Annotated in this window: 18 protein-coding genes; 13 read left to right on the top strand and 5 right to left on the bottom strand. The window is 63.2% G+C overall.

The window, feature by feature from the left end; all coding sequences use genetic code 11:
• Positions 1-5 precede the first annotated feature (5 nt).
• The 12 genes from C5J24_RS25190 to C5J24_RS25135 all read left to right on the top strand — a co-directional run bounded on the left by C5J24_RS25190 (position 6) and on the right by C5J24_RS25135 (position 18,934).
• A complete protein-coding gene (locus tag C5J24_RS25190) occupies positions 6-2,417 on the top strand; it encodes a circularly permuted type 2 ATP-grasp protein (protein WP_105400153.1) in 2,412 nt (803 codons plus the stop codon).
• Positions 2,417-3,298 (top strand): transglutaminase family protein, encoded by an 882-nt coding sequence (locus C5J24_RS25185; RefSeq protein ID WP_105421803.1) that lies wholly within the window; start codon positions 2,417-2,419, stop codon positions 3,296-3,298. The genes C5J24_RS25190 and C5J24_RS25185 overlap by 1 nt, the downstream gene beginning before the upstream one ends.
• 125 nt (positions 3,299-3,423) lie before the next feature.
• Positions 3,424-4,722, top strand: coding sequence for a TadE/TadG family type IV pilus assembly protein (locus C5J24_RS25180; protein ID WP_172724133.1), 1,299 nt, complete (start codon positions 3,424-3,426; stop codon positions 4,720-4,722).
• 200 nt (positions 4,723-4,922) lie between these two features.
• Positions 4,923-7,385, top strand: a complete 2,463-nt coding sequence (locus C5J24_RS25175) for a glycogen/starch/alpha-glucan phosphorylase (RefSeq protein WP_046634656.1) — start codon at positions 4,923-4,925, stop codon at positions 7,383-7,385.
• Positions 7,385-9,595, top strand: a complete 2,211-nt coding sequence (glgB, locus tag C5J24_RS25170; protein WP_105421799.1) for a 1,4-alpha-glucan branching protein GlgB — start codon at positions 7,385-7,387, stop codon at positions 9,593-9,595. The genes C5J24_RS25175 and glgB overlap by 1 nt, the downstream gene beginning before the upstream one ends.
• A gap of 19 nt (positions 9,596-9,614) precedes the next feature.
• The gene (gene glgC, locus C5J24_RS25165; protein ID WP_038545199.1) at positions 9,615-10,877 is read left to right on the top strand and encodes a glucose-1-phosphate adenylyltransferase; all 1,263 of its coding nucleotides are present in this window, start codon (positions 9,615-9,617) and stop codon (positions 10,875-10,877) included.
• A 6-nt stretch (positions 10,878-10,883) separates the two neighbouring features.
• Positions 10,884-12,341: a glycogen synthase GlgA gene (glgA, locus tag C5J24_RS25160; RefSeq protein ID WP_105421797.1), complete on the top strand. Its 1,458-nt coding sequence runs from the start codon at positions 10,884-10,886 to the stop codon at positions 12,339-12,341.
• A gap of 2 nt (positions 12,342-12,343) precedes the next feature.
• The gene (locus tag C5J24_RS25155) at positions 12,344-13,972 is read left to right on the top strand and encodes an alpha-D-glucose phosphate-specific phosphoglucomutase (protein ID WP_105421795.1); all 1,629 of its coding nucleotides are present in this window, start codon (positions 12,344-12,346) and stop codon (positions 13,970-13,972) included.
• 4 nt (positions 13,973-13,976) lie between these two features.
• Positions 13,977-15,923, top strand: coding sequence for a glycogen debranching protein GlgX (gene glgX, locus C5J24_RS25150; protein ID WP_105421793.1), 1,947 nt, complete (start codon positions 13,977-13,979; stop codon positions 15,921-15,923).
• Positions 15,924-16,058: 135 nt separating this feature from the next.
• Entirely contained in the window at positions 16,059-16,544 is a 486-nt protein-coding gene (locus tag C5J24_RS25145) for a MaoC family dehydratase (protein WP_105421791.1), read from the top strand.
• Positions 16,545-16,549: 5 nt separating this feature from the next.
• Positions 16,550-17,608 carry a DUF2332 domain-containing protein gene (locus C5J24_RS25140; RefSeq protein ID WP_105421789.1) on the top strand — a complete coding sequence of 353 codons (1,059 nt, stop codon included), beginning with the start codon at positions 16,550-16,552 and terminating at the stop codon, positions 17,606-17,608.
• Positions 17,609-17,692: 84 nt separating this feature from the next.
• Positions 17,693-18,934, top strand: coding sequence for a cyclopropane-fatty-acyl-phospholipid synthase family protein (locus tag C5J24_RS25135; protein WP_105422037.1), 1,242 nt, complete (start codon positions 17,693-17,695; stop codon positions 18,932-18,934).
• Between the two features lie 12 nt (positions 18,935-18,946).
• Here C5J24_RS25135 and C5J24_RS25130 read toward each other — a convergent pair whose 3' ends face one another.
• The 5 genes from C5J24_RS25130 to C5J24_RS25110 form a co-directional block, all read right to left on the bottom strand.
• Positions 18,947-19,255 (bottom strand): hypothetical protein, encoded by a 309-nt coding sequence (locus C5J24_RS25130; RefSeq protein ID WP_105421787.1) that lies wholly within the window; start codon positions 19,253-19,255, stop codon positions 18,947-18,949.
• 66 nt (positions 19,256-19,321) lie between these two features.
• Positions 19,322-19,882, bottom strand: a complete 561-nt coding sequence (locus tag C5J24_RS25125; protein ID WP_105421785.1) for a sarcosine oxidase subunit gamma — start codon at positions 19,880-19,882, stop codon at positions 19,322-19,324.
• The gene (locus C5J24_RS25120; RefSeq protein ID WP_105421783.1) at positions 19,875-22,850 is read right to left on the bottom strand and encodes a sarcosine oxidase subunit alpha; all 2,976 of its coding nucleotides are present in this window, start codon (positions 22,848-22,850) and stop codon (positions 19,875-19,877) included. Before C5J24_RS25120 ends, C5J24_RS25125 begins: the two co-directional genes overlap by 8 nt.
• Positions 22,847-23,188 carry a sarcosine oxidase subunit delta gene (locus tag C5J24_RS25115; RefSeq protein WP_105422035.1) on the bottom strand — a complete coding sequence of 114 codons (342 nt, stop codon included), beginning with the start codon at positions 23,186-23,188 and terminating at the stop codon, positions 22,847-22,849. The genes C5J24_RS25120 and C5J24_RS25115 overlap by 4 nt, the downstream gene beginning before the upstream one ends.
• A gap of 244 nt (positions 23,189-23,432) precedes the next feature.
• The gene (locus C5J24_RS25110; protein ID WP_105421781.1) at positions 23,433-24,686 is read right to left on the bottom strand and encodes a sarcosine oxidase subunit beta family protein; all 1,254 of its coding nucleotides are present in this window, start codon (positions 24,684-24,686) and stop codon (positions 23,433-23,435) included.
• A gap of 467 nt (positions 24,687-25,153) precedes the next feature.
• On the opposite strand from C5J24_RS25110, the gene rpsU reads away from it, so the two are divergent.
• Positions 25,154-25,399, top strand: a complete 246-nt coding sequence (gene rpsU / locus C5J24_RS25105; RefSeq protein WP_037077280.1) for a 30S ribosomal protein S21 — start codon at positions 25,154-25,156, stop codon at positions 25,397-25,399.
• Positions 25,400-25,423 lie beyond the last annotated feature (24 nt).

The raw sequence follows: 25,423 nt of genomic DNA, 5'->3' as shown, positions 1-25,423 counted from the left end.
GCCCGATGTCCAAGGCACCGGCAACCGAACGCAAGGCAAAAGGGGGGATCGCTGGCGATCCCCTTCTCGGTTATGCCGCATTGCCCGGCGTTGCCGACGAGATGCTCGATGCGAACGGCCAGATCCGGCCGGTCTGGCGCAACCTGCTCTCCCATCTCGGCCGCATGACCGAGCACGAGCGCCGCGAGCGTTTCGCCCGTGCCGACCGTTACCTGCGGGATGCGGGCGTCTTTTACCGCACTTACGGCGCCCAGGGCAGCGGCGAGCGCAACTGGCCGATCAGCCACGTGCCGGTCCTCATCGACGGCAAGGAATGGGAGACGGTCTGCAAGGGCCTGACCCAGCGCGCCGATCTTCTGGAAGCGCTGATCGCCGATATCTACGGCGACAACAAGCTGGTGCAGGAGGGTTTCCTGCCGCCGGCGCTGATTGCCGGAAACGCCGAATTCCTCCGCCCGCTGGTGGGCGTCAAGCCGGTCGGCGGCCATTACCTGCATTTCTGCTCGTTCGAGATCGGCCGCGGACCGGACGGTAACTGGTGGGTGCTTGCCGACCGCACCCAGGCGCCGTCTGGCGCCGGTTTCGCGCTCGAAAACCGCGTCGCCACCACCCGCGCCTTTTCGGACATCTATGCCGAATCGCATGTCCACCGCCTCGCCTCCTTCTTCGGTGCCTTCCGCGATGCGCTGCAATCCCACAAGCAGAACCCGGAGGACCGCATCGCGGTCCTGTCGCCGGGCCCCGCCAACGAGACCTATTTCGAGCACGCCTATATCGCCCGCTATCTCGGCTTCATGCTTCTCGAAGGCGAGGACCTGACGGTCGTCGGCGACCGCGTCATGGTCCGCACCGTGGCTGGCCTGAAGCCCGTGGGCGTACTCTGGCGCCGCCTCGACGCGGCTTATGCCGATCCGCTCGAACTCAACCAGCACTCCCATATCGGCACCCCCGGCATGGTGCAGGCGCTACGCTCCGGCGCGCTCACCTTCGTCAACGCGCTCGGCTCCGGCATTCTCGAGACCCGCGCGCTGCTGGCATTCGCACCGACCGTCTGTCGGCGGCTGATCGGCGAAGACCTGATCATGCCCTCGATCGCCACCTGGTGGTGCGGGCAGAAAAAGGAACGTGAGCACGTCGCCAAGAATATCGAGCGCATGGTCATCGGGCCAGCCTATTCGCGGCTGCCCTTCTTCGACGACAACGGCCAATCGGTGCTCGGCTCGTCGCTGCGCAAGACGGCGAGGGACACGGTCGGCGACTGGCTCGCGACAGAGGGCGCCAAGCTGGTCGGCCAGGAGGTCGTGACGCTTTCGACCACGCCCGCCTACGTCAACGGCAAGCTCACGCCGAGGCCGATGTCGCTGCGCGTCTTTGCCGCCCGCACCGAACACGGCTGGCAGATCATGCCGGGCGGCTTTGCCCGCATCGGTGCCGGCGACGACGTGGCGGCGATCGCCATGCAGTCGGGTGGAGCCGCTGCCGACGTCTGGATCGTCAGCGACAAGCCGGTCGCGAAGGCGACGCTCCTGCCGCCCGAGGAAAGTTTCACCCGCAACATGCCCGGCAGCCTGCCGAGCCGCGCGGCCGACAATCTCTACTGGCTCGGCCGGTATATCGAACGGGCTGAAGGCGCCCTGCGCATTCTGCGCGCCTGGCACCTGCGCTATGCGGAGTCTGCCGATCCGAAAGCCCCGCTTCTGGCCGACGTCACCCGCTACCTGAAGGGCATCGATGTCGAGATGACCAAGGCGGTGCCGGCATCGCTTCTGCGCAACATCGACAGCGCCATCTATTCGGCGAGCAACATTCGCGACCGTTTCTCGCCGGACGGCTGGCTGGCGCTGACCGACCTTGCCAAGACCGCCCGCCGCTTCCACGACACCGTGCATGCGGGCGACGACGCCTCGCATGCAATGACGGTGCTCCTGCGCAAGCTCGCGGGGTTTGCCGGTCTGGTGCATGAAAACATGTACCGTTTCACCGGCTGGCGTTTCCTGTCGATCGGTCGCCACCTGGAGCGCGGCATGCACATGACCCGGCTGCTCGGCCACATGTCCGGCCCCGACGCGCCGGATGGCTCGCTCGACATGCTGCTCGAGATCGGCGACAGCGTCATGACCCATCGACGCCGCTACAACGTCGCCACGGCAAGGCTGACGGTCGCCGACCTCCTGGCGCTCGACCCCCTGAACCCGCGCTCGATCCTGTTCCAGCTGAACGAAATCCGCACCGAGGTGGAGCAATTGCCGAACGCCTTCGTCAACGGCCAGATGTCGCCCTTCTACCGTGAGGCGATGCGGTTGCATTCGGGCCTTGCGGTGATGACCCCGGAGGGCATGAACGACGACACCTACCAGAAGATCGAACTGGAGATGGAGAAGCTGTCCGATATTCTCGGCCAGACTTATTTCAGCTGATGCTTTACGACCTCTCCCTCCACATGGGTTATACCTACGACGTGCCGGCCTCGGGCGCCCGCCATGTGATCCGCCTCCTGCCGCTGTCCCTGCCCGACCGGCAGCGGCTGATCGCCGGCTCGATCACCGTCGGCCCGCATGCCGACGAGCGGACCACGTTCATCGATTTCTTCGGCCAGCAGGCGACATCCGTGCTGCTGCGTGCGCCGCACGAAAAGCTCGACATCCGCATGCAGGCCCGCGTCATGGTGGAAACCACCTCGATGACGGCGGACCTGTCGCCGGAACTGGCGACGCTCGCCGACGAACTGGCGGATTTCTGGTCGGTCGATGCCGCCTCCCCGCATCACCTGACCGGCGCAAGCCCGCGCCTTGCCGAAGAGCCGCTGATCGCCGCCTATGCCCGCGAGATCGTCAAGCCGGGCCAGACGGTGCTGGAAATCGCGCTTGGCATCTGCGCCCGCATCCACAAGGACTTCACCTACGACGCCAAGGCGACCGAGGTCGATACGACCCCGAAGGAGGCGTTCCGGCTGAAGCGTGGCGTCTGCCAGGATTTCACCCATATCATGATCGTGGCGCTCCGCAGCCTCGGCATCCCGGCCGGTTATGTCAGCGGCTTTCTGCGCACCATCCCGCCACCCGGCAAGGAGCGCCTCGAAGGCGCCGACGCCATGCATGCCTGGGTGCGGGTCTGGTGCGGCGAGACCATGGGGTATGTCGAACTCGATCCGACCAACAACATTCCCGCCGGCAGCGACCATATCGTCGTCGGATACGGCCGCGACTATTCCGACGTCGCCCCGGTCATCGGCATGCTCAAGGGTTACGGAAACCAGAATGCGGTGCAGGCGGTGGACGTCATTCCGCTGAAATCCTGAAATCCCGCTCCGTTTTGGCGCTGATTCTTGGCATTCCGTAAAATTGCAACGAATGGTTTAGGCCTTCCTATACCCGCCAGGAATACACCACAGGTGTTCAAATGAATTGAACTCTGGGGGCCATGATGAAGCACACAATTTTTGCGCGGCTGGCGAAGGACCGCGCCGGTAATTTCGGTATCATGACGGCTGCACTGCTTCCCGTCCTGCTGGCGGTCGGCGGCGTCGCGGTCGATCTGACACAGGCGATGGATCAAAAGAACCAGCTCCAGGCGCTGGCGGACGGCGCCACTCTCGCTGCGGCGTCCGCCATGGCCGCCAAGGGCACCATGACGACGGCGGAAGCCCAGAAGCTTGGCACCGACATGTATATCGCCCAGAAGATTAAGGAGCTCAAGAATTCCGGTGTTTCCGCTGAGACGCTGGCTGCGGAAGAGGCCAAGCTTCGAGCGAACACCGAGACATTGGTAACCTTCTCGGGCAGTTCCACGACGGCTGCCAGCTACGAGGTCCGCATGAAGTCGAGCTACGACGTACCGCTCAGCGGCCTGACCTCGTTCCTCGGTTTCCCGACCGTGCGCGTCAGCGTCGAAAGCGTCGCCGCGAGCGGCCGCGAAGGCAACGCCCTTTCCATGTACCTGGCGCTCGATGAATCCGGCTCGATGAAAGAGGACACGACGACGATCAATTCCGCCCAGCCGACCATACAGGAATCCTACAAGTGCGGCAAAAACAACAAACAGACCTGCTACAAGGATGTCCCCAACTATCTTACAAAAATGGAGTCTCTGAAGGCGGCTGCAGGGGTGATGTTTCAGGAGCTGGGAATAGCCGATCCTAACAAGACACTGATCCGTATCGGTGCCGATTCCTACACCCATGAGACCAAGGCGGAAGAAAGAATGGCCTGGGGCATGGCTAATGTCATCGACTATGTCAACGACCTACCGGATGTTCCTGCTGGCGGCACCGATGCCAGCGGCGCCATGGCCAATGCCTATGCTGCCTTGAAAAAGGCGAACGTCACCGAGAAGGCCGCTCATGACGCCAGTGGCAACACGAATTTCGAACGTTTCATCGTGCTCATGACCGACGGCGAGATGACCGGCTACAGCGGGACCTGGAACTCAACGATCGACGCCAAAGTCCGCGACATGTGCTTGAACGCGAAAAGTGACGGTCTGACGGATGCCGCAAAGCTGAAGCTGACGGAAGGGAAGCAGCTCACGGAAGAGGAGATGGGGAAGGGCATCAGGATCTACACGATCGCCTTCATGGCCCCGGACAGGGGCAAGAGCCTGCTGAACTACTGCTCCAGCGGCCCCGGCTATTATTACGAGCCGACCAACATGACGACGCTGGTGCAAACCTTCGGCGAGATCGCCCGCAAGGCTGCCCAGACCGGCACTCGCCTGACCAACTGAACCTGCCTTTCAGAAAGGCTGCAAAAACGCCCCGCCCTCACCGGCGGGGCGTTTTTCGTTGGTCTTGTCCGAGCGATACACGCAAAGATAAATCGGTCATTGCGCAGTGTCATAACGGTGCATAAACTGTCCTTATACATCTTGCCAGATGGACTGAATCGGACGCCCTTCCTCCCGCTCCCCCAGAAAGTTGGCGACATATGAACAACACGTCTTCTCCGGTCGAAATTCCTCAGCCGGCCCCCCGCAGCTCCCGTCCCGAGATCATGGCGGAAGAGATCATCGAGCGCCTGACCTACCGTATCGGCAAGGACGCGAAGGTGGCCAAGCCCCACGACTGGCTGACCGCCACCATCCTGGTGGTGCGCGACCGCATCATCGACACCTGGATGGAATCGACCCGCAAGGTCTATCGGACCGGCGGCAAGCGCGTCTATTACCTGTCGCTCGAATTCCTGATCGGCCGCCTGATGCGCGATGCCGTCAGCAACATGGGCCTGATGCAGGAAATCCGCGACGCGCTGTCTTCGCTCGGTGTGGATATCGACGTGATTGCGGTTCTGGAACCCGATGCCGCACTCGGCAATGGCGGTCTCGGCCGGCTCGCTGCCTGTTTCATGGAGAGCATGGCGACGGTCGACATCCCGGCCTATGGCTATGGCATCCGCTACGTCCACGGCCTGTTCCGCCAGCAGATGGCCGACGGCTGGCAGGTCGAGCTTCCGGAAAGCTGGCTTGCCCACGGCAACCCTTGGGAATTCGAGCGTCGCGAGAGCTCCTACGAAATCGGTTACGGCGGCACGGTCGAAACCGTCGGCGGGTATGACGAGACGCCGCGCTACGTCTGGAAGCCGGCCGAACGCGTCATCGCCATGGCCTACGACACGCCGGCCGTCGGCTGGCGCGGAAAGCGCGTCAACACCCTGCGCCTCTGGTCGGCCCAGCCGATCGACCCGATTCTATTGGATGCCTTCAACGCCGGCGACCATATCGGCGCCCTGCGCGAGAGCAACAAGGCCGAAAGCCTGACCCGCGTCCTTTATCCGGCCGACGCCAACCCGGCCGGGCAAGAACTGCGCCTGCGCCAGGAATTCTTCTTCTCGTCGGCTTCGCTTCAGGACATCCTGCGCCGCCACCTGCAGCAATATCCGGACTTCACGAACCTGCACGAAAAGGTCGCGATCCAGCTCAACGACACCCACCCGGCCGTGTCGATCGCCGAGCTGATGCGCCTCCTGACCGACATCCACGGCATGGATTTCGAGCAGGCCTGGTCGGTCACCCGCCAGACCTTCTCCTACACCAACCACACGCTGCTGCCGGAAGCGCTGGAAACCTGGCCGGTACCGCTGTTCGAGCGCCTTCTGCCGCGCCACATGCAGATCGTCTATGCGATCAACGCCCTGATCCTGATCGAGGCACGCAAGCAGAAGAGCTTCTCCGACACCCAAATCCGCTCGATCTCGCTGATCGACGAAAGCGGCGACCGCCGCGTCCGCATGGGCAACCTCGCCTTTGTCGGCTCGCATTCGGTCAATGGCGTCTCGGCCCTGCATACGGACCTGATGAAGGTCACGGTCTTCGCCGACCTGCACACGATGTATCCGGCCCGCATCAACAACAAGACCAACGGCATCACCCCGCGCCGCTGGCTGATGCAGTGCAACCAGGGCCTCACCTCACTGATCCAGGAAGCGATCGGCGACGAGTTCCTCGACAATACGGACGCCTTGCAGGGGCTCAACGCCCATGCCGACGACAGCTCCTTCCAGGAGAAGTTCGCCGCCGTGAAGCGGGCCAACAAGGTGCAGCTCGCCAACCTCGTCGGCAGCCGCATGGGCATCCGCATCGATCCGTCGGCGATGTTCGACATCCAGATCAAGCGCATCCACGAATACAAGCGCCAGCTGCTCAACATCATCGAAGCCGTCGCCCTCTACGACCAGATCCGCTCGCATCCCGAAATGGACTGGGTGCCGCGCGTAAAACTGTTCGCGGGCAAGGCGGCGCCGAGCTATCACAATGCCAAGCTGATCATCAAGCTCGCCAATGACGTGGCGCGCGTCATCAACAACGACCCGGCCGTCCGCGGCCTGCTCAAGGTCGTCTTCGTGCCGAACTATAACGTCTCGCTCGCCGAGATCATCGTTCCGGCCGCCGATCTTTCCGAGCAGATCTCGACCGCCGGCATGGAAGCATCCGGCACCGGCAACATGAAGTTCGCACTGAACGGCGCACTGACCATCGGCACGCTCGACGGTGCCAATGTCGAGATGCGCGACCATGTCGGCGAGGAGAATATCGTCATCTTCGGCATGACTGCCGACGAGGTCGCCAAGGTCCGTTCCGAGACCTACCAGCCTCGCGCCATCATCGAGAAGTCACGGGAACTTGCACAGGCGCTCAACGCCATCGCCACGGGCGTTTTCTCGCCGGACGACCGTTCCCGCTTCACGACCCTCACCGACGGCATCTACAATCACGACTGGTTCATGGTCGCCGCCGATTTCGATGCCTACGCGGACGCCCAGCGTAACGTTGACCAAATCTGGTCCGACCCTAAATCCTGGTATTCGAAGACAATTCGCAATACCGCCCGGATGGGATGGTTCTCCTCGGACAGAACTATTCGTCAGTATGCGTCTGAAATCTGGAGAGCCTGATGAAAAAATCGCCGCGCGTCGATGACGGGAGAGTCCCTGGGGAGATTCCGTTATCCGAGATCGAGGCGATTTTGGAAGGCAGGCATACCAATCCCTTTGCCGTCCTCGGGCTCCACAAGCTCGGGGACGCGTTCAGGGTCCGTTGCTTCGTTCCGGGTGCCGAGGCCGTCACCGCACTGTCGCTCGGCGGCGCCGAACTCGGCGAACTGACGCGCCGCCACGATGCCGGATATTTCGAAGGCCTCGTCAACGCCACCCACCTGCAGCCCATCCGGTACCGCGCCCGCCGCGGCGATGACGAATGGGCGGTCACCGACCCTTATACGTTCGGCCCGGTGCTCGGCCCGATGGACGACTATTTCGTCCGCGAAGGTTCGCATCTGCGCCTGTTCGACAAGATGGGCGCCCATGCCCTGAAACACGAGGGCGTCGAAGGTTTCCACTTCGCCGTCTGGGCGCCAAATGCAAAGCGCGTTTCCGTCGTCGGCGATTTCAACGGCTGGGATGGCCGGCGGCACGTCATGCGGCTGCGGGTGGATACCGGCATCTGGGAGATCTTCGCCCCCGACATCAGGCCGGGTGCCGCCTACAAGTTCGAAATCGTCGGCAAGAACGGCAAGCTCCTGCCGCTGAAGGCCGATCCTTACGCCCGGCGGGCGGAGCTCCGCCCCGACACCGCCTCGGTCACCGCAGCGGAACTCTCCCAGGCATGGGACGATGCCGCCCACCGGGAATTCTGGGAAAAGGCGGACCACCGCCGTCAGCCGATCTCGATCTACGAGGTACACGCCGGCTCCTGGCGCAAAAAGCCGGACGGCTCCTTCCTCTCCTGGGACGAGCTCGCCTCGGAACTGATCCCCTATTGCACCGACATGGGCTTCACCCATATCGAATTTCTGCCGATCACCGAACATCCCTTCGATCCGTCCTGGGGCTACCAGACGACCGGGCTTTTCGCCCCGACGGCACGCTTCGGCGAGCCGGAAGGGTTCGCCCGCTTCGTCAACGGCTGCCACAAGGTCGGCATCGGCGTCATCCTCGATTGGGTGCCGGCGCATTTCCCGACCGATGCCCACGGCCTGCGTTTCTTCGACGGCACGGCGCTTTACGAACATGCCGATCCGCGCCAGGGTTTCCACCCGGACTGGAACACCGCGATCTACAATTTCGGCCGGCTGGAAGTGCTTTCCTACCTCGTCAACAACGCGCTCTACTGGTCGGAGAAATTCCATCTCGATGGCCTGCGCGTCGATGCCGTCGCCTCCATGCTCTATCTCGACTATTCGCGCAAAGAGGGCGAATGGGTGCCTAACGAATATGGCGGGCGCGAGAACCTCGAGGCGGTGCGCTTCCTGCAGAAGATGAATTCGCTTTCCTACAACGCCCATCCGGGCGTGATGACGATCGCCGAGGAATCGACCTCCTGGCCAAAGGTCTCGCATCCCGTCCACGAGGGGGGCCTCGGCTTCGGCTTCAAGTGGAACATGGGCTGGATGCACGACACGCTGAGCTACATGCAGCGCGAACCGATCCACCGCAAACACCACCATAACGAACTCACCTTCGGTCTCATCTACGCCTATTCCGAAAACTTCGTCCTGCCGCTGTCCCACGACGAAGTGGTGCACGGCAAAGGCTCGCTGATCGCCAAGATGGCCGGTGACGACTGGCAGAAATTCGCAAACCTGCGGGCCTATTACGGTTTCATGTGGGGTTATCCCGGCAAGAAACTGCTGTTCATGGGCCAGGAATTTGCCCAGTGGAGCGAATGGAGCGAAACCCGCTCGCTCGATTGGAACCTGCTCCAGTACCATCCGCACGAGGGCATGCGCCGCTTGGTCCGCGATCTCAACTTCTGTTACCGCTCCAAACCCGCGCTGCATGCGCGCGACTGCGAGGGCGATGGTTTCCAGTGGCTGATCGCCGACGACGCGGAAAACTCCGTCTATGCGTGGCTGCGCATGTCGCCGGGAGAAAAGCCGGTGGCGGTGATCAGCAATTTTACGCCCGTCTACCGTGAAAATTTCCGCATCCCCTTGCCAATCGAAGGCAGATGGCGGGAAATCTTGAATACCGACGCCGAGATCTACGGCGGCAGCGGCAAAGGCAATGGCGGTCGCGTTCAGGCTGTGAACGCGGGAGGAACCGTTCAGGCCGAAGTCACGCTGCCGCCGCTGGCGACGATCATGCTCGAACTGGAACAAGCATAAGGGACCTTGGGAGGGAACGATGAACGAGAAAAGAATTCAGCCTCTGTCGCGCGATGCCATGGCCTATGTGCTTGCCGGCGGCCGCGGCAGCCGATTGAAGGAACTCACCGACCGCCGCGCCAAGCCGGCAGTCTATTTCGGCGGCAAGGCGCGCATCATCGATTTCGCGCTCTCAAACGCCCTGAATTCCGGCATCCGCCGCATCGGGGTGGCGACGCAGTACAAGGCCCATTCGCTGATCCGCCACATGCAGCGCGGCTGGAACTTCTTCCGCCCCGAGCGCAACGAGAGCTTCGACATCCTGCCCGCCTCCCAGCGTGTCTCCGAGACGCAATGGTACGAAGGCACCGCCGACGCCGTCTTCCAGAACATCGACATCATCGAGGCCTACGCGCCCGAATACATGGTCATCCTCGCCGGCGACCACGTCTACAAGATGGACTACGAATACATGCTGCAGCAGCATGTGGATTCCGGTGCACAGGTCACCGTCGGCTGCCTGGAAGTGCCGCGCATGGAAGCGACCGGCTTCGGCGTCATGCATGTCAACGAGAAGGACGAGATCATCGCCTTCGTCGAGAAGCCCGCCGATCCGCCCGGCATTCCCGGCAATCCCGGTTTTGCGCTCGCCTCGATGGGCATCTACGTTTTCCACACCAAGTTCCTGATGGACGTGCTGAAGCGCGACGCCGAGACGCCCGGCTCCAGCCGCGATTTCGGCAAGGACATCATCCCCTATATCGTCGAGCACGGCAAAGCCGTCGCCCACCGGTTCGCCGACAGTTGCGTCCGCTCCGATTTCGAACGCGAACCCTATTGGCGCGACGCCGGCACGGTCGACGCCTACTGGCAGGCCAATATCGACCTGACGGAAATCGTTCCGGGGCTTGATATCTACGACAAGTCCTGGCCGATCTGGACCTATGCGGAAATCACCCCGCCGGCGAAATTCGTGCATGACGACGAAAACCGCCGCGGTTCGGCGACCTCTTCGGTCGTGTCGGGCGACTGCATCATCTCCGGTTCGTCGCTCAATCGCAGCCTGCTCTTCACCGGCGTGCGCGCCAACTCCTATTCCCGCCTGGAGGGCGCGGTCGTGCTGCCGAATGTCAGGATCGGAAGACGCGCGCAACTTCGCAATGTCGTCATCGATCACGGTGTAACCATTCCGGAAGGCCTGGTGGTTGGCGAGGATCCCGAAATCGATGCGAAGCGTTTCCGGCGCACCGAAAACGGCATCTGCCTGATCACCCAGACGATGATCGACAAACTGGACCTGTAACGCGTTATGGAAGTGCTTTCGGTTGCGTCCGAAGTCTATCCGCTGGTCAAGACCGGCGGACTTGCCGATGTGGCTGGGGCGCTGCCGCTGGCGCTGAAGGGCCATGGCGTTTCGGTCAAGACGCTGATGCCCGGTTATCCGGCCGTGATGCGGGCCGTCAAGGACGCGAAGGTCGTTGTCAGCTTCGACAATTTGCTCGGCGCCAGAGCCGATGTCTTAGAAGTCGAGCATCAGGGGCTCGACCTCCTCATCCTCGATTCCCCGACCTTCTTCGACCGCCCCGGCGGCCCTTATGTCGATGCCACCGGCAAGGACCATTTCGACAACTGGCGTCGTTTCGCGGCTCTCTCCAAGGCCGGCGCGATGATTGCGCAAGGGGCAATGTCGGACGGCATCGAGGGCTGGCGGCCTGACATCGTCCACGTGCACGACTGGCAGGCGGCGATGGTGCCGGCCTATATGCGCTATTCCGACAAGCCGGAAGTGCCGACGCTCATCACCATCCACAACATCGCCTTCCAGGGCCAGTACGGCGCCGACATCTTCCCCTATCTCGAGCTCCCGGCGCATGCCTTCAGCATCGAGGGCGTCGAATATTTCGGCGGCGTCGGTTACCTGAAGGCAGGCCTGCAGACGAGCTGGGCGATCTCGACCGTCAGCCCTTCCTATGCCGAGGAAATCCTCACCCCCGAGTTCGGCATGGGTCTCGAAGGCCTGCTGACGATCCGCCAGGGCGACCTGCATGGCATCGTCAACGGCATCGACGCCGAGATCTGGGACCCGGCGACCGACCCCGCCGTGAAAACCCACTACGACGCCACGACGCTGAAGACCCGGGCCGAGAACAAACGGGCTGTCACCGAGCGTTTTGGCCTCGACCAGGAAGCCGGGCCGCTGTTCTGCGTCATCTCGCGCCTCACCTGGCAGAAGGGCATGGACCTGCTGGCCGACACGCTCGACGATCTCATAGACATGGGCGGGCGGCTCGCCGTGCTCGGCTCCGGCGACCGGGCGCTCGAAAACGCCTTCCATGCCGCGGCCAAGCGCCATCCCGGCAAGGTCGCCGTCCTCTCGATCTATGACGAGCCGCTCTCCCACCTGATGCAGGCGGGCTGCGATGCGATCGTCATCCCCTCGCGCTTCGAGCCCTGCGGCCTCACCCAGCTCTACGGCCTCAGATACGGCTGCATTCCCGTCGTCGCCCGAACCGGCGGCTTGAACGACACCGTCATCGATGCCAGCCACGCCGCGATCGCCGCCAAGGCAGCCACCGGCGTATCCTTCAGCCCGGTCACCACCGACAACCTGCGCCGGGCACTCCGCCGCACCGTTCGCCTCTACCACCAGCCGAAGGTCTGGACGGGGATGCAGAAGCAGGGCATGAAATCCGATGTATCCTGGGAAAGGAGCGCCGGACTTTATGCCGGCCTCTATGCCAGCCTTATTGCCAAAAAAGGTTCCTGACCATGATCAAGACCGTCACCACCGCCCCCTATCAGGATCAGAAGCCGGGCACGTCCGGCCTGCGCAAGAAGGTCCCCGTCTTTGCGCAAGTGAACTATGCGGAGAACTTCATCCAGTCGATCTTCGACAGCCTCGAAGGCTTCGAGGGCCAGACGCTGGTGATCGGCGGCGACGGCCGCTATTACAACCGCGAGGTCATCCAGAAGGCGATCAAGATGGCCGCAGCCAGCGGCTTCGGCAAGGTCATGGTCGGCCAGGGCGGCATCCTCTCGACGCCCGCCGCCTCCAACATCATCCGCAAATACAAGGCCTTCGGCGGCATCATCCTCTCGGCCAGCCATAATCCCGGCGGTCCGACCGAGGATTTCGGCATCAAGTACAATATCGGCAATGGCGGCCCGGCCCCGGAAAAGATCACCGATGCGATCTTCGCCCGCTCCAAGGTCATCGATACCTATAAGATCGCCGATGTCGCCGATCTCGACCTCGATGCGATCGGCTCCTTCGACGTCGCCGGCATGGCGGTCGAGGTGATCGACCCGGTCGCCGACTATGCCGAGCTGATGGAACAGCTGTTCGACTTCCCGTCCATCCGGGCGCTGATCGCCAGCGGCGTCAATGTCGTCATCGATTCGATGGGCGCCGTCACCGGCCCCTATGCGCGACAGATCCTCGAAAACCGCCTCGGCGCCCCGGAAGGCTCGGTGCGCAACGCAGTCCCGCTGCCGGATTTCGGCGGTCACCACCCGGACCCAAACCTTGTCCACGCCAAGGAACTCTATGACGACGTGATGAGCCCCGACGGTCCGCATTTCGGTGCCGCGTCGGACGGCGACGGCGACCGCAACATGATCGTCGGCAAGGGCATGTTCGTCACCCCTTCCGACAGCCTTGCGATCATCGCCGCCAATGCCACCGTCGCCCCCGGTTACGCCCGCGGCATTGCCGGTATCGCCCGCTCCATGCCGACCAGCGCTGCCGCCGACCGCGTCGCCGAAAAGCTGGGGCTCGGGATGTACGAGACCCCGACCGGCTGGAAGTTCTTCGGCAATCTGCTCGACGCCGGCAAGGCGACCGTCTGCGGCGAAGAAAGCTTCGGCACCGGCTCCGACCATGTGCGCGAAAAGGACGGCCTCTGGGCAGTGCTCTTCTGGCTGAACATCATGGCCGCCCGCAACGAGAGCGTCGAAGAGATCGTCAGGAAGCACTGGGCCGACTACGGTCGCAACTACTATTCGCGCCACGACTACGAAGAAGTCGATTCGGACGCCGCCAACCTGCTGATCACCGCCCTGCGCGACAAGCTGGCAACCCTCCCCGGACAGTCGTTCGGTGCACTGAAGGTCGCAACCGCCGACGACTTCGCCTATCACGACCCGATCGACGGTTCCGTCTCCAAGAACCAGGGCATCCGCATCCTCTTCGAAGGCGGCTCCCGCGTCGTCTTCCGCCTCTCCGGCACCGGCACCTCGGGCGCCACCATCCGCGTCTACGTCGAGCGCTACGAGCCCGATCCGTCGCGCCACGCGATCGACACCCAGGAGGCGCTCGCCGACCTCATCACTGTGGCCGACCAGATTTCCGATCTCCGCAAGAGGACAGGCCGCGACAAGCCCACTGTGATTACCTGAGCCTATGGCAAAAACGGCGATCCAGGGCGGCGTGACTCTAACGGCAGACGGCGCGGATTTCGCCGTCTGGTCGCACCATGCCGAGCGGATCGAGCTCTGCCTCTTCGACGCCGAGGGAAAGAAGGAAACCGCCCGCCACCGGCTGGTGCGCGGCCGCGACGACATTCATCGCATCTCGGTGCCGGCGCTCGGTGCGGGCACCCGTTACGGCTACCGTGCCTGGGGTGCCTACGATCCCGACAACGGCTCCTGGTTCGATTCATCGAAACTGCTCGTCGACCCTTATGCCCGCGAACTGGACCGCCCCTTCCGCCACGACGCCCGGCTCTCGATGTTCGGCGTCGACACCGCCGATCTGGTGCCGAAGACGGTCATTACCCGCGACCCGCTCGCCAAGATCGGCCGGCCGATCCTGCCGCCGGGCGGCTTCGTCTACGAGGTCGCGGTCAAACCCTTCACCATGCTCCACCCGGCGATCCCCGAAAAACAGCGCGGCACGGTCGCAGCGCTTGCCCATCCCTCGATCGTCGCCCACCTGAAGAAAATCGGCGTCGATGCGATCGAGCTGATGCCGATCACCGCCTGGATCGACGAACGCCACCTGCCTCCGCTCGGTCTCACCAACGGCTGGGGCTACAATCCGGTCGCCTTCATGGCGCTCGACCCGCGGCTCTGCCCGGGCGGCATCAGGGAACTGCGCGAGACGGTCGCAACGCTGCACCAGGCCGGCATCGGCACCATCCTCGACCTCGTCTTCAACCATACCGGCGAGAGCGACCGCTTTGGCGCGACGCTCTCCATGCGCGGCATCGACAACCGCTCCTATTACCGCCATGTCCATGGCGAGCCCGGCCATCTGGTCAACGATACCGGCACCGGCAACACGGTCGCCTGCGACCACCCTTACGTCCGCCGGCTGATCATCGATACGCTTCGCCATTTCGTCGTGCATGCCGGCATAGACGGTTTCCGCTTCGACCTCGCCCCGATCATCGGCCGCACAGAAAGCGGTTTCGACGCCAAGGGCGAGACGCTGAAGGCGATGATCTCCGACGAGGCGCTGAAGGACCGCATCCTGATCGCCGAACCCTGGGATATCGGCCGTGGCGGTTACCAGCTCGGCAATTTCCCGGAACCCTTCCTCGAATGGAACGACCGCGCCCGCGACGACATGCGTCGCTACTGGCGTGGGGACCAGTGGACGACCGGCGCGCTTGCAACAAGGCTCTCCGGGTCATCGGATATCTTCGAAAAGTCCGGCCGCAGCCGCACCGTCAATTTCCTCGCCGCCCATGACGGCTTCACCCTGATGGACCTCGTCTCCAACGAGCACAAGCACAACGAGGCGAACGGCGAACAGAACCGCGACGGCCATGGCGAGAATTTTTCCTGGAACAACGGCGTCGAAGGCGAGACCGACGATGTGACTATCCTTGAGAACCGCCGCCGCGATGTCGCTGCCTTGCTCTCCACCCTGTTTGCCAGCCGCGGCACCGTCATGTTGACCATGGGCGACGAAGTCGGACGCAGCCAGCGCGGCAACAACAATGCCTATTGCCAGGACAATGCCATCACCTGGTTCGATTGGAGCAAGATCGACAAGGTGCTCATCGAACACACCTCCATGCTCGCCGCGCTTCGAAAGCGCTTCGCGGTCTTTACGGAGACGTCCTTCTTCACCGGCAGCGGCGATGTCGAATGGCTGTCCGCCTCGGGCAAGCCCATGGAGGTCGGCGACTGGGAAAATCCCGGCAACCCGGTGCTCGGCATGCTGCTGAAGACGCTCGACCGGCAGACCGACAAAGACACCCGCATCGCCATCCTCTTCAACCGCGGCCACGAGCAGGCAAGCTTCGCGCTTCCGGGCTGGGGATGGAAACATTTCGCCTCCCGCGAGCTGTGGAATCAGGTGCTTCCCGCCCGTTCGGTCCGTTTCTGCATCGAGGAATGATGCGCCGCAAAAATCACTCGCCAACCAAGGCAAACCCTGTAAAGTCCGCCAGCCATCAGAGCAGTTCCGGGAAAGTATCAAGCGGCATTCCGTCCGGAATTGCGTCAGCTTTCTGAAAGAAATCAGTGAGGTCGCATGCGTGAAATTTCGCTAACCGAGGTCGGGGGTCTGGTTGGCACGGAAGTCGGCGTCTCGGATTGGCTCACGGTGGATCAGCCGATGATCGACCTCTTCGCCAAGGCCACCCACGACCACCAGTTCATCCATGTCGATCCGGAACGGGCGCTGACAGAGAGCCCCTTCGGCGGCACCATCGCCCACGGCTTCCTGACGCTGTCGCTGCTGTCTGCCATGAACTTCGACTGCGTGCCGAGGATCCGCGAACAGACGATGGGCATCAACTACGGTTTCGACCGCATCCGCTTCATGTCGCCGGTCAAGAGCGGCAGCCGCATCCGCGGCCATTTCACGCTGGCCGAAATCCGCTTCCGTGGTGCCGGCATGCTGATGACCACTTACGACATCTCGATCGAGATCGAGAACGAAAAGAAACCGGCGCTCACGGCCATCTGGACTACCATCATCCAGTTCGACCCGAAGGACCGGCCGGAAGGAGTGTGAGCGCCATGGCGTCCGAAGAGGAAATCAGGCAGGCGTTCCGGGAACAGATCGTCGCCGGCCAGATCCTCGGATCGCCTTTTACCTCGCGCCTCGGCAAGTTGATGCTCGAACATCTCGACCGTTCGACCGAAGTGGGCAGGCGGATCTTGAGCTGGGAAGGCGATCCTGGCACAAGGGGTGACCTGGTGCCCACCCGCCTCGCCGGCGCCCTGCGTGCGCTGATCATCGACGGCAAGGACGATCGCCTGAAGGCTGCCTATCCGCCGAATGAGGTGAGCGACGATGTGCTTTGGACCGCGATCGCCAGCGCCTTCCAAACACATGAAGCCTTCATTCTCGAACGGCTGAATTTCGCCCCGCAAACCAACGAGGTGCGTCGATCGAGCGGCCTGCTTGCGGGTTTCCTCACCGTCGCCGATCTGTTCCGCAGGCCGTTGATCCTGTCGGAATTCGGTGCCAGCATGGGCCTCAATCTCAATTGGGACCGCTATCATCACGATCTCGGCGGTTTACTCTGGGGCGACCTGTCATCGCCGGTCCGGCTGAAGCCCGATTGGCAGGGCCCAGCTCCGCCAAATATCCCAATCACCATTGCGGATCGCGCCGGCTGCGACCTCAACCCTCTCGACCCCAACTCGCCGGAAGACAGCCTGCGGCTCCTGTCCTACATATGGGCCGACCAGGCGGACCGGGTGGAGCGTACCCGCGCGGCGCTGCAGATCGCCAGAGAACATCCGGTGCTCGTCGAAAAAGGCGATGCGCTCGCCTGGCTCCGCGACAAGCGGTTGAAGGCGCTTGTGCCTGGCACGATCCACGTCGTCTACCATTCGATCGCCTGGCAATACCTGCCGCCGGAAGCCCGCTCGGCAGGCGAGGCGATCATCGCCGAAGCCGGCAACCGGGCGACGGAAGCAGCCCCGCTCGCCCGGTTGCAGATGGAAATGGACGAGGATCCGAACAGCGCGGCGCTCAGCCTGCAGATCTGGCCGACCGGCGAGACCCGGGAGCTCGCCCGCATCGACCCCCACGGCCGCTGGGTGAAGTGGAAGGGCTGGCAAGCCTAGGACCCGCGCGCGAACTGTTGATCGCCATTCCCGAAACTTGATGTTAGCCTGTCCCTCGGGTGCTAATGGTTCCGGGGGATGCTGATGTTTCCGCTGTCGCATATGATGAAATCCTTCATTCGCCGCGGCCGACTGACGGTCATCGATGCAGAGGGTAACCGCCATGTGTTCGCCGGTACGCCCGGCCCGTCGGTCACCATGCGCCTCACCGACAAACGGCTCTACCGGACCCTCGTGTTCAATCCGGAATTGGCGGCCGGCGAAGCCTATATGGACGGCACGATGCGGTTCGAGGACGGCTCGACGCTGCGCGATTTCCTGACGCTGTTTTCGGTCAACCGGCTGTCGCTCGGCTCCTATCCACTCCAGAAGGTTCTGCGCAGCATCAAGATGCGCTTCCGCAAGCGGCAGCAATCCAACCGCAAGGGCCAGGCGCAGCAGAACGTCGCGCACCATTACGATCTCGGCAACGACTTCTACAAACTCTTCCTCGACGACAACATGCTCTATTCCTGCGCCTATTTCCGCGAGCAGACCGAGACGCTGGAACAGGCGCAGCGCAACAAGCTGCGGCTGCTGGCAGCCAAGCTCGGCCTCAAGCCCGGCATGAAAGTGCTCGATATCGGCTGCGGCTGGGGCGATCTGGCGCTCTACCTCGCCAGGCTCGAAGACGTCGAGGTTGTCGGCGTCACCCTGTCGAAGGAACAGCAGGCGCTCGCCTCCTCACGGGCGCAGGCGGCGGGGCTCGCCGACCGTGTGCGTTTCGAACTCAAGGACTATCGCGATGTCACGGAAAAATTCGACCGCATCGTTTCGGTCGGCATGTTCGAGCACGTCGGCGTGCATCATTACGACGAGTTCTTCGCCAAGCTGAACAGCCTGATGCCGGACGATGGCCTGGCGGTGCTGCACTCGATCGGCCATATGAGCCCGCCCGGCATGGCAAGCCCGTGGCTGCGCAAGTACATTTTCCCGGGCGCCTATTCGCCGGCCCTGTCGGAGGTCTTCGAGGTGGTCGAGCGCAACAGCCTGTGGGTGAGCGATCTCGAATTCCTGCGCGTGCATTACGCCACCACGCTCGCCCACTGGAGCGAGCGGTTCGAGAAGAACCGCGATGCCGTCATCGCCCTTTATGACGAGCGATTCGCCCGCATGTGGGAATTCTACCTGATCAGCGCCGAGATGATGTTCCGCACCGGCAGCCAGCTGGTCTTCCACATGCAGCTCTCGCGCTCGCGCGATGCAGCGCCGATCATTCGCGACTACATCACCGATCAGCAGCGCGCCTATATCGAGCGGGAAGCCGCCCTCGATCTGTCGCTGTGACCCCGCAGCCCTCTAAGCCCCCATTTCCATCAGTACGAAACCGATGAGCGGCAGCAGCGCCGCGCCGATCGCGAGGTGGGCGGTGCGGGTCGGCGTCAGGCCGACGGCCGCGCCGGAAATGCCGGCCCCGACCAATCCGGCGATCGGGATCGAGAGGCTTCGGTCGATTCCCGGCACCAAGAAGGCGACCGCCCCGGCGACCGACGCGCAGGCGCCGATCAGCGCACCTTTCCAGATCTCGATTCCGGCAAGCTTTGCGGCAATCGCCCCGCCGATCACCGCCGCAACGACGGCAATTGCCATCAGTGTGAATTGTCCCATGACATCCTCCCCATTCTCGTGAGGAGAGTGAGGTTCTGCAGGATGAAGTCAAGCCAGGCGATTGTCTTAGACGGCCGCGTCCTGTGCGCCTTCCGCCAAGAGGCCGAAGGCGTAGTCCGAGAACGACCGCCACACCTCCATCCGGAAGGCATCGTCGGCGGTTCGCAGAAGCACGATTTCCACCTTGCCGAAAACGGTCCGCGAGCAGGCGCCGACCGGGAAGACCTTCGGTGACAGGTCCTGCGGGCAGCCGGCATTGATCGCCGCCGCGGCCCCCGGCCCCGACACCAGGATCGCCGTATTGCGGTGGGAAACATCCGTTGCCGAATGCAGCGCGCCGGAATTCTTCGCGGCCTGCATCAGCCCGCCGTTCCCTTCCGCGATCACCAGCCATTCGTCCGGCCCGAGCCACAGCGCCGAGCGGCCATTCGCGGAAGCCGAGGTTTTCGGCCTCACCGGCAGATCGACGCCGAGCGCCGAGGAGAGTGCTGCGACATCCTCGGCCCTGGCGCGCAGCGAAATGCGCTCGGCGGGCGGTGCGGCTTCAAGGCGGACGGTCGATGAACCGCCGTGGAAACCGGAAAGGGGCAAAGTGCGGTTTGCCAGATCAGCCCCAGAATCAGCCATGGATGCGGCCTCCATCCTTGTCGAAGAACACCATGTCGGTCACTTCCACCTCGATCGTCCTGTCTTTGAGCGGCACATGGAGCGTCTCGCCGATCCGCGCCCTTCCGCCGGCAACCAGCGCCAGCGCAATCGAGCGGCCGCAATTGTCCGACCAATAGGCGGAGGTCACATGGCCAAGCATGGTCATCGGCTTGGCCTGGTTCGGATCGGCGACGATCTGGCCGCCCTCCTCCAGCACCACAGCCGGGTCCTTGGTCAGCAGCCCGACAAGCTGCTTGCGGTTTTCGCGCACAAGGTCTGGGCGCTTCAGCCCGCGAATGCCGACGAAATCCGGCTTCTTGGAGGAAACAGCCCAGCCGAGGCCCGCATCGTGCGGCGTCACCGTGCCGTCCGTATCCTGACCGACGATGATATAGCCCTTTTCGGCGCGCAGCACGTGCATGGTTTCGGTGCCGTAGAGGCAGGCGCCCATCGGCTCCGCCCGCTCCCAGATCGCCTTCCAGACGGCCGGACCGTAGTCGGCCGGTACGTTGATTTCGTAACCGAGTTCGCCGGTAAACGAGACGCGGAACAGCCGCGCCGGAACGCCCATCACGCTGCATTCCGCCACGCTCATATGCGGAAAGGCCTCGCTGGAAATATCGACGCCTTCGACGAACGGCTGAATGATCTCACGCGCCTTCGGCCCCTGCACGGCGATGACCGCCCATTGCTCGGTGGTCGAGGTGAGCCAGACCCTGAGATGCGGGAACTCCGTCTGCAGATAGTCTTCCATATGATGCAACACGCGCGGCGCCCCGCCGGTCGTGGTCGTCACATGGAACCGGTCCTCGGCAAGCCGGCCGACGACGCCGTCGTCATAAACGAAACCGTCCTCGCGGGTCATGATCCCGTAGCGGCTCTTGCCCGGCTTCAGGCTGCCCCAGGCATTCGTATAGAGGAGGTCAAGGAACTGCGCCGCATCGGGGCCGACGACCTCGATCTTGCCGAGCGTCGAACCATTGAACACGCCCGCCACTTCGCGCACCGTCCGGCATTCGCGGTTGACGGCAGCCAGCATGTCCTCGCCGCGCTTCGGGTAATACCAGGCGCGTTTCCAGTTGCCGACATCCTCGAATTCGGCGCCCTTGGCCGTTTCGAGCGCGTGCATCGGCGTCTTGCGCGCCGGATCGAAGAGTTCTCCGCGCGAATGGCCGACCAGAGTACCGTAGGTGACCGGCGTGTAGGGCGCGCGGAACGTGGTGAGCCCCACCTGCGGGATCGGCCGCTCAAGCATTTCGGCGGCGATGGCGAGGCCATGCATGTTGGAAAGCTTGCCCTGGTCGGAGGCCATGCCGTTGGTGGTGAAGCGCTTGATATGCTCGATCGAATGCATGCCCTCGCGCACCGCAAGGCGGATGTCCTTGGCGGTCACGTCGTGCTGGAAATCGACGAAGGCCTTCACCGTCGTATCCGGCCCCGCCCCTTCTGCAGCCCCGATCATGCCGCCGGTCCATTCGAACCGGTTCTCGCCTGCAAGGGCCACCGAACCGCCGCCGGCGGCAATCGCCTCGTCGATCAGTTCAGCCAAGTCGTCCGTGCCGTTGCAGGAGCCGACGGAAACGCAATCCTGCGCATAGATATTCGGCAGGAAGCGCTGGTTGACGTCGTCGAACCGGAGTTTTCCGCGCGACTGCGAAAACAGGTGCACCGAAGGCGTCCAGCCGGCCGAAACGATCAGCGCGTCGACGGCAATCTTGCGGGCATCGCCGCCACCGTTGCGGGCCACGGTCATCGAGGAAATCCGCAGCCGGCCGCCGGTATCGGTCACCGAATGGCCGCTCAGCACGGAGATGCCGAGCGCACGGGCTTCCGCCAGCAGCGTCTCGCCGGGATCGGCGCGGCAATCGACGATCGCCGCGATCGAAACGCCCGCCCGCTTCAGGTCGAAGGCGGTTTCGTAAGCCGAATCATGCGCCGTGTAGACGCCGACCTGTCTTCCGACTGCAACGCCGTGATGGTTGAGGAAGGTGCGTGCCGCAGACGCCAGCATGATGCCCGGCCGGTCGTTATTGGCAAACACCATGTGCCGCTCGATCGAACCGGTCGCCAGCACCACCTTTTTCGCCCGCACCTGCCACAGCCGTTCGCGTGGATAACTCTTCGCAGGCTTGGCGACGTGGTCGGTCACCCGCTCCGCGAGGCCGAGAAAACCATGATTGTAATAACCGAACACCGTCGTGCGGGTCAGCACCGTCACGTTCGGCATGGCCTTCAGCTTTGCCGCTGTCGCCTGCGCCCAGTCGTAACCGTTCTGTCCGTCGATAGTGGTCGCCGTGTCGTAATGCAGCGCGCCGCCGACTTCTGGCTGTTCGTCGACGAGGAAAACGCTTTGTCCCGTCACAGCCGCCGAAAGCGCCGCCGTCAGGCCGGCAACGCCGGCACCGGCAACCAGCACGTCGCAATGGGCGTAGCGGTTGGCATAGTGATCCGGATCTTCTTCGGTTGGCGCAACGCCGAGGCCCGCCGCACGGCGGATGAAGGGTTCGTAGATCTTCACCCAGGCCTCGCGCGGCCACATGAAGGTCTTGTAGTAGAAACCGGCCGCAAAGAATGGCGAAAACAGATTGTTGACCGCTCCGACATCGAACTTGAGCGACGGCCAGCGGTTCTGCGAGGCAATCTTGGCGCCGTCAAACACTTCCTGCACGGTCGCCCGCACGTTCGGTTGGCGCCGTGCCGCATCGCGCGACACGTCGATCAGCGCGTTCGGCTCTTCCGGACCGGCAGACAAGATGCCCCGCGGCCGATGATATTTGAACGAGCGGCCAAGCAGATGCACGCCATGCGCCAAGAGCGCCGAGGCGACGGTATCGCCTTCCAGAGCCGTATAACTCTTGCCGTCGAAGGTGAAGCGCGCCGTGCGGGCGGGCGTCAGCCGGCCCGCACCCTTGATGCGGAAACCGCCGGAATTGGAGGAGGCGCTCATCGTGCGTCTCCTTCGGTCGCTTCATAGGTCTCGACGGTCTTTTCCGAGGCTCCGGTCTCCGGAAGCGGCTGCTTCGGCATTCCCGCCTTGTATGTCATCAGGAACCTGTCGCTCACCGTGTCGCGCGCCGCGTTGAAGAACCGGCCGCAGCCGTGGATATGCCGCCAGCGTTCATAGGTGAGGCCTTTTTCGTTGTTGCGCAGAAAGAAATATTCCGCGAATTCCTCGTCGGAAATCGCCGAGATATTTTCCGGCCGCGCAATATGCGCCTCGCCGGCCCAGCGGAATTCCAGTTCCGAGCGATCATCCTCGCAATAGGGGCAATGGATCAGCAGCATGAAAGTCTCCCGGCACATGGGGTCGGTGTAAAGGCCAGCCTCGCACTCCTTCTTCTCCCCAGCGGGGAGAAGGTGCCCGAAGGGCGGATGAGGGGGCGAGCGACGAAAGGCGCGAGCGTCCGAGCGACAAGCGAAGGACGAGCCTGCCTTGAAGCCCCCCTCATCCGGCTGCCGCCACCTTCTCCCCGCTGGGGAGAAGAAGGACCCCATCCACCGCTCGCAAACATGTCCAAAACCGCCGACATCAATGCGCCACCGCGGCGGCGGCCGCCTCGTCGATCAGCCGGCCGGTGCGGAACCTGTCGAGGTTCAGCCCCGCTGCCAGCCGGTGCGGCTCGCCCTTGGCGATCAGATGCGCGAAGAGATTGGCCGAACCCGGCGTCGCCTTGAAGCCGCCGGTTCCCCAGCCGCAATTGACGAACAGGCCCGGCACCGGCGTGATGCCCTGGATCGGCGAACGGTCCGGCGTGTTGTCGGTGATGCCGCCCCACTGGCGCATCATCTTCACCCGCCGGAACATCGGGAAGAGTTCGCAGATGGCGTCGAGCGTGTGGGTGATGATCTGCAGCCCGCCGGTCTGGGAATAGGAATTGTACTGGTCGGTGCCGGCGCCGATGACGAGTTCGCCCTTGTCCGACTGCGAGATATAGGCATGCACCGTGTTCGACATGACGACGCAGGGGAAGATCGGCTTCAGCGGCTCGGAGACCAGCGCCTGCAGCGGAGTTGAATGGAGCGGCACCCTGACGCCCGCCATCTCCATCACGACGGACGAATGCCCGGCGGCCGAAACGCCGATCTTCCTCGCCCCGATGAAGCCCTTGTTCGTCTCGACGCCCAGGACATCGCCGTTCGGGCCGCGACGGATCCCGGTCACTTCGCAATTCTGGATGATGTGCACGCCGCGGTCGGACGCTGCACGCGCATAACCCCAGGCGACCGCATCGTGGCGGGCCGTGCCGCCGCGCCGCTGCAGGGCGGCGCCGTTGATCGGGTAACGCGCCGTCTTTGAAATATCGAGCGGCGGCACGAAGGCCTTGGCCTGCTCCGGCGTCAGCCATTCGTTGTCGATGCCGTAGAGCCGGTTAGCGTTGATATGCCGCTTGAAACTCTGCATGTCATGGGTGTTGTGCGACAGCATCATCACGCCGCGCGGCGAATACATGACATTGTAGTTGAGATCCTGGCTCAGCCCCTCCCAGAGCTTCAGCGAATGCTCGTAGATGTCCATGCTCTCTTCATAGAGATAGTTGGAGCGGATGATCGTCGTGTTGCGGCCGGTATTGCCGCCGCCGAGCCAGCCCTTTTCGATCACCGCGACATTGGTGATGCCGTGTTCCTTGGCCAGGTAATAGGCAGCGCCCAGGCCATGCCCGCCGGCGCCGACGATGATCACGTCGTATGCGCTGCGCGGCTCCGGCGAGGCCCACTGCGCTTCCCAGCCCTTGTGGGCACGCATCGCCTCGCGGGCCACGGCGAAAACCGAATATCTGCGCATCTCGCCTCGAACTCCTCGGATCGTCAGCCCTCATCGCAGGGCCGGCATTTGGGTAGTGCCATACCCATCGCAAATCAATATGCGTCGCAATGGCTCTATTGCGACGCATTCGCCTTCTCCATCGACACGGGCAAGATCGTCCGCCGATTGGACGATATCCGACCGAGGTGCCGGACGTTCCGGAACCCGGCCCGAGGTCTTGCGAAATCGGCCCGGATAACCATCGGATCGATCGCTTCCGGCCAGCGCCGCATTCGGATCATCGGCCGCGGCAGGCTCTTCCCACTCATACCACCCCGCAAAAGGCCGCAGAATTGGCGCAATCAACCTTAATGCGTCTGGACTTCGCACATCTCTTCTGCTATCTGCCGTCATCAATCGCACGGCTCCAGGCCGAGCGGACGTTATTCTTTCGCCTCGAATCGTACCGATCCAGGCGAGCAACAAACCAAAGGAACGGGATTCACGTGCAGGTACTAGTCCGCGACAACAACGTCGACCAGGCGCTCCGCGCTCTCAAGAAGAAAATGCAGCGCGAAGGCATTTTCCGTGAAATGAAGATGCGCGATTATTACGAGAAGCCGTCGCAGAAGCGCGCCCGTGAAAAGGCAGAGGCTGTTCGTCGCGTTCGCAAGCTGGCCCGCAAGCGCATGCAGCGCGAAGGCCTGATTGCAGCTCCGGCTCGTACGGTTCCAGCACGCCCGGCTCGTTGATCGGCCGTTTTTTGGACGTTTTCA

This window comes from Neorhizobium sp. T25_27, assembly GCF_002968565.1.
GTDB lineage: Bacteria > Pseudomonadota > Alphaproteobacteria > Rhizobiales > Rhizobiaceae > Neorhizobium > Neorhizobium tomejilense.
Note: the sequence above shows the minus strand (reverse complement) of the source record. Positions and strands in the feature narration are given on the sequence as shown.

Coding starts and splice junctions, on each gene's coding strand:
- C5J24_RS25190 (WP_105400153.1), top strand. CDS start 6: ATGTCCAAGGCACCGGCAACCGAACGCAAGGCAAAAGGGGGGATCGCT.
- C5J24_RS25185 (WP_105421803.1), top strand. CDS start 2,417: ATGCTTTACGACCTCTCCCTCCACATGGGTTATACCTACGACGTGCCG.
- C5J24_RS25180 (WP_172724133.1), top strand. CDS start 3,424: ATGAAGCACACAATTTTTGCGCGGCTGGCGAAGGACCGCGCCGGTAAT.
- C5J24_RS25175 (WP_046634656.1), top strand. CDS start 4,923: ATGAACAACACGTCTTCTCCGGTCGAAATTCCTCAGCCGGCCCCCCGC.
- glgB (WP_105421799.1), top strand. CDS start 7,385: ATGAAAAAATCGCCGCGCGTCGATGACGGGAGAGTCCCTGGGGAGATT.
- glgC (WP_038545199.1), top strand. CDS start 9,615: ATGAACGAGAAAAGAATTCAGCCTCTGTCGCGCGATGCCATGGCCTAT.
- glgA (WP_105421797.1), top strand. CDS start 10,884: ATGGAAGTGCTTTCGGTTGCGTCCGAAGTCTATCCGCTGGTCAAGACC.
- C5J24_RS25155 (WP_105421795.1), top strand. CDS start 12,344: ATGATCAAGACCGTCACCACCGCCCCCTATCAGGATCAGAAGCCGGGC.
- glgX (WP_105421793.1), top strand. CDS start 13,977: ATGGCAAAAACGGCGATCCAGGGCGGCGTGACTCTAACGGCAGACGGC.
- C5J24_RS25145 (WP_105421791.1), top strand. CDS start 16,059: ATGCGTGAAATTTCGCTAACCGAGGTCGGGGGTCTGGTTGGCACGGAA.
- C5J24_RS25140 (WP_105421789.1), top strand. CDS start 16,550: ATGGCGTCCGAAGAGGAAATCAGGCAGGCGTTCCGGGAACAGATCGTC.
- C5J24_RS25135 (WP_105422037.1), top strand. CDS start 17,693: ATGTTTCCGCTGTCGCATATGATGAAATCCTTCATTCGCCGCGGCCGA.
- C5J24_RS25130 (WP_105421787.1), bottom strand. CDS start 19,255: ATGGGACAATTCACACTGATGGCAATTGCCGTCGTTGCGGCGGTGATC.
- C5J24_RS25125 (WP_105421785.1), bottom strand. CDS start 19,882: ATGGCTGATTCTGGGGCTGATCTGGCAAACCGCACTTTGCCCCTTTCC.
- C5J24_RS25120 (WP_105421783.1), bottom strand. CDS start 22,850: ATGAGCGCCTCCTCCAATTCCGGCGGTTTCCGCATCAAGGGTGCGGGC.
- C5J24_RS25115 (WP_105422035.1), bottom strand. CDS start 23,188: ATGCTGCTGATCCATTGCCCCTATTGCGAGGATGATCGCTCGGAACTG.
- C5J24_RS25110 (WP_105421781.1), bottom strand. CDS start 24,686: ATGCGCAGATATTCGGTTTTCGCCGTGGCCCGCGAGGCGATGCGTGCC.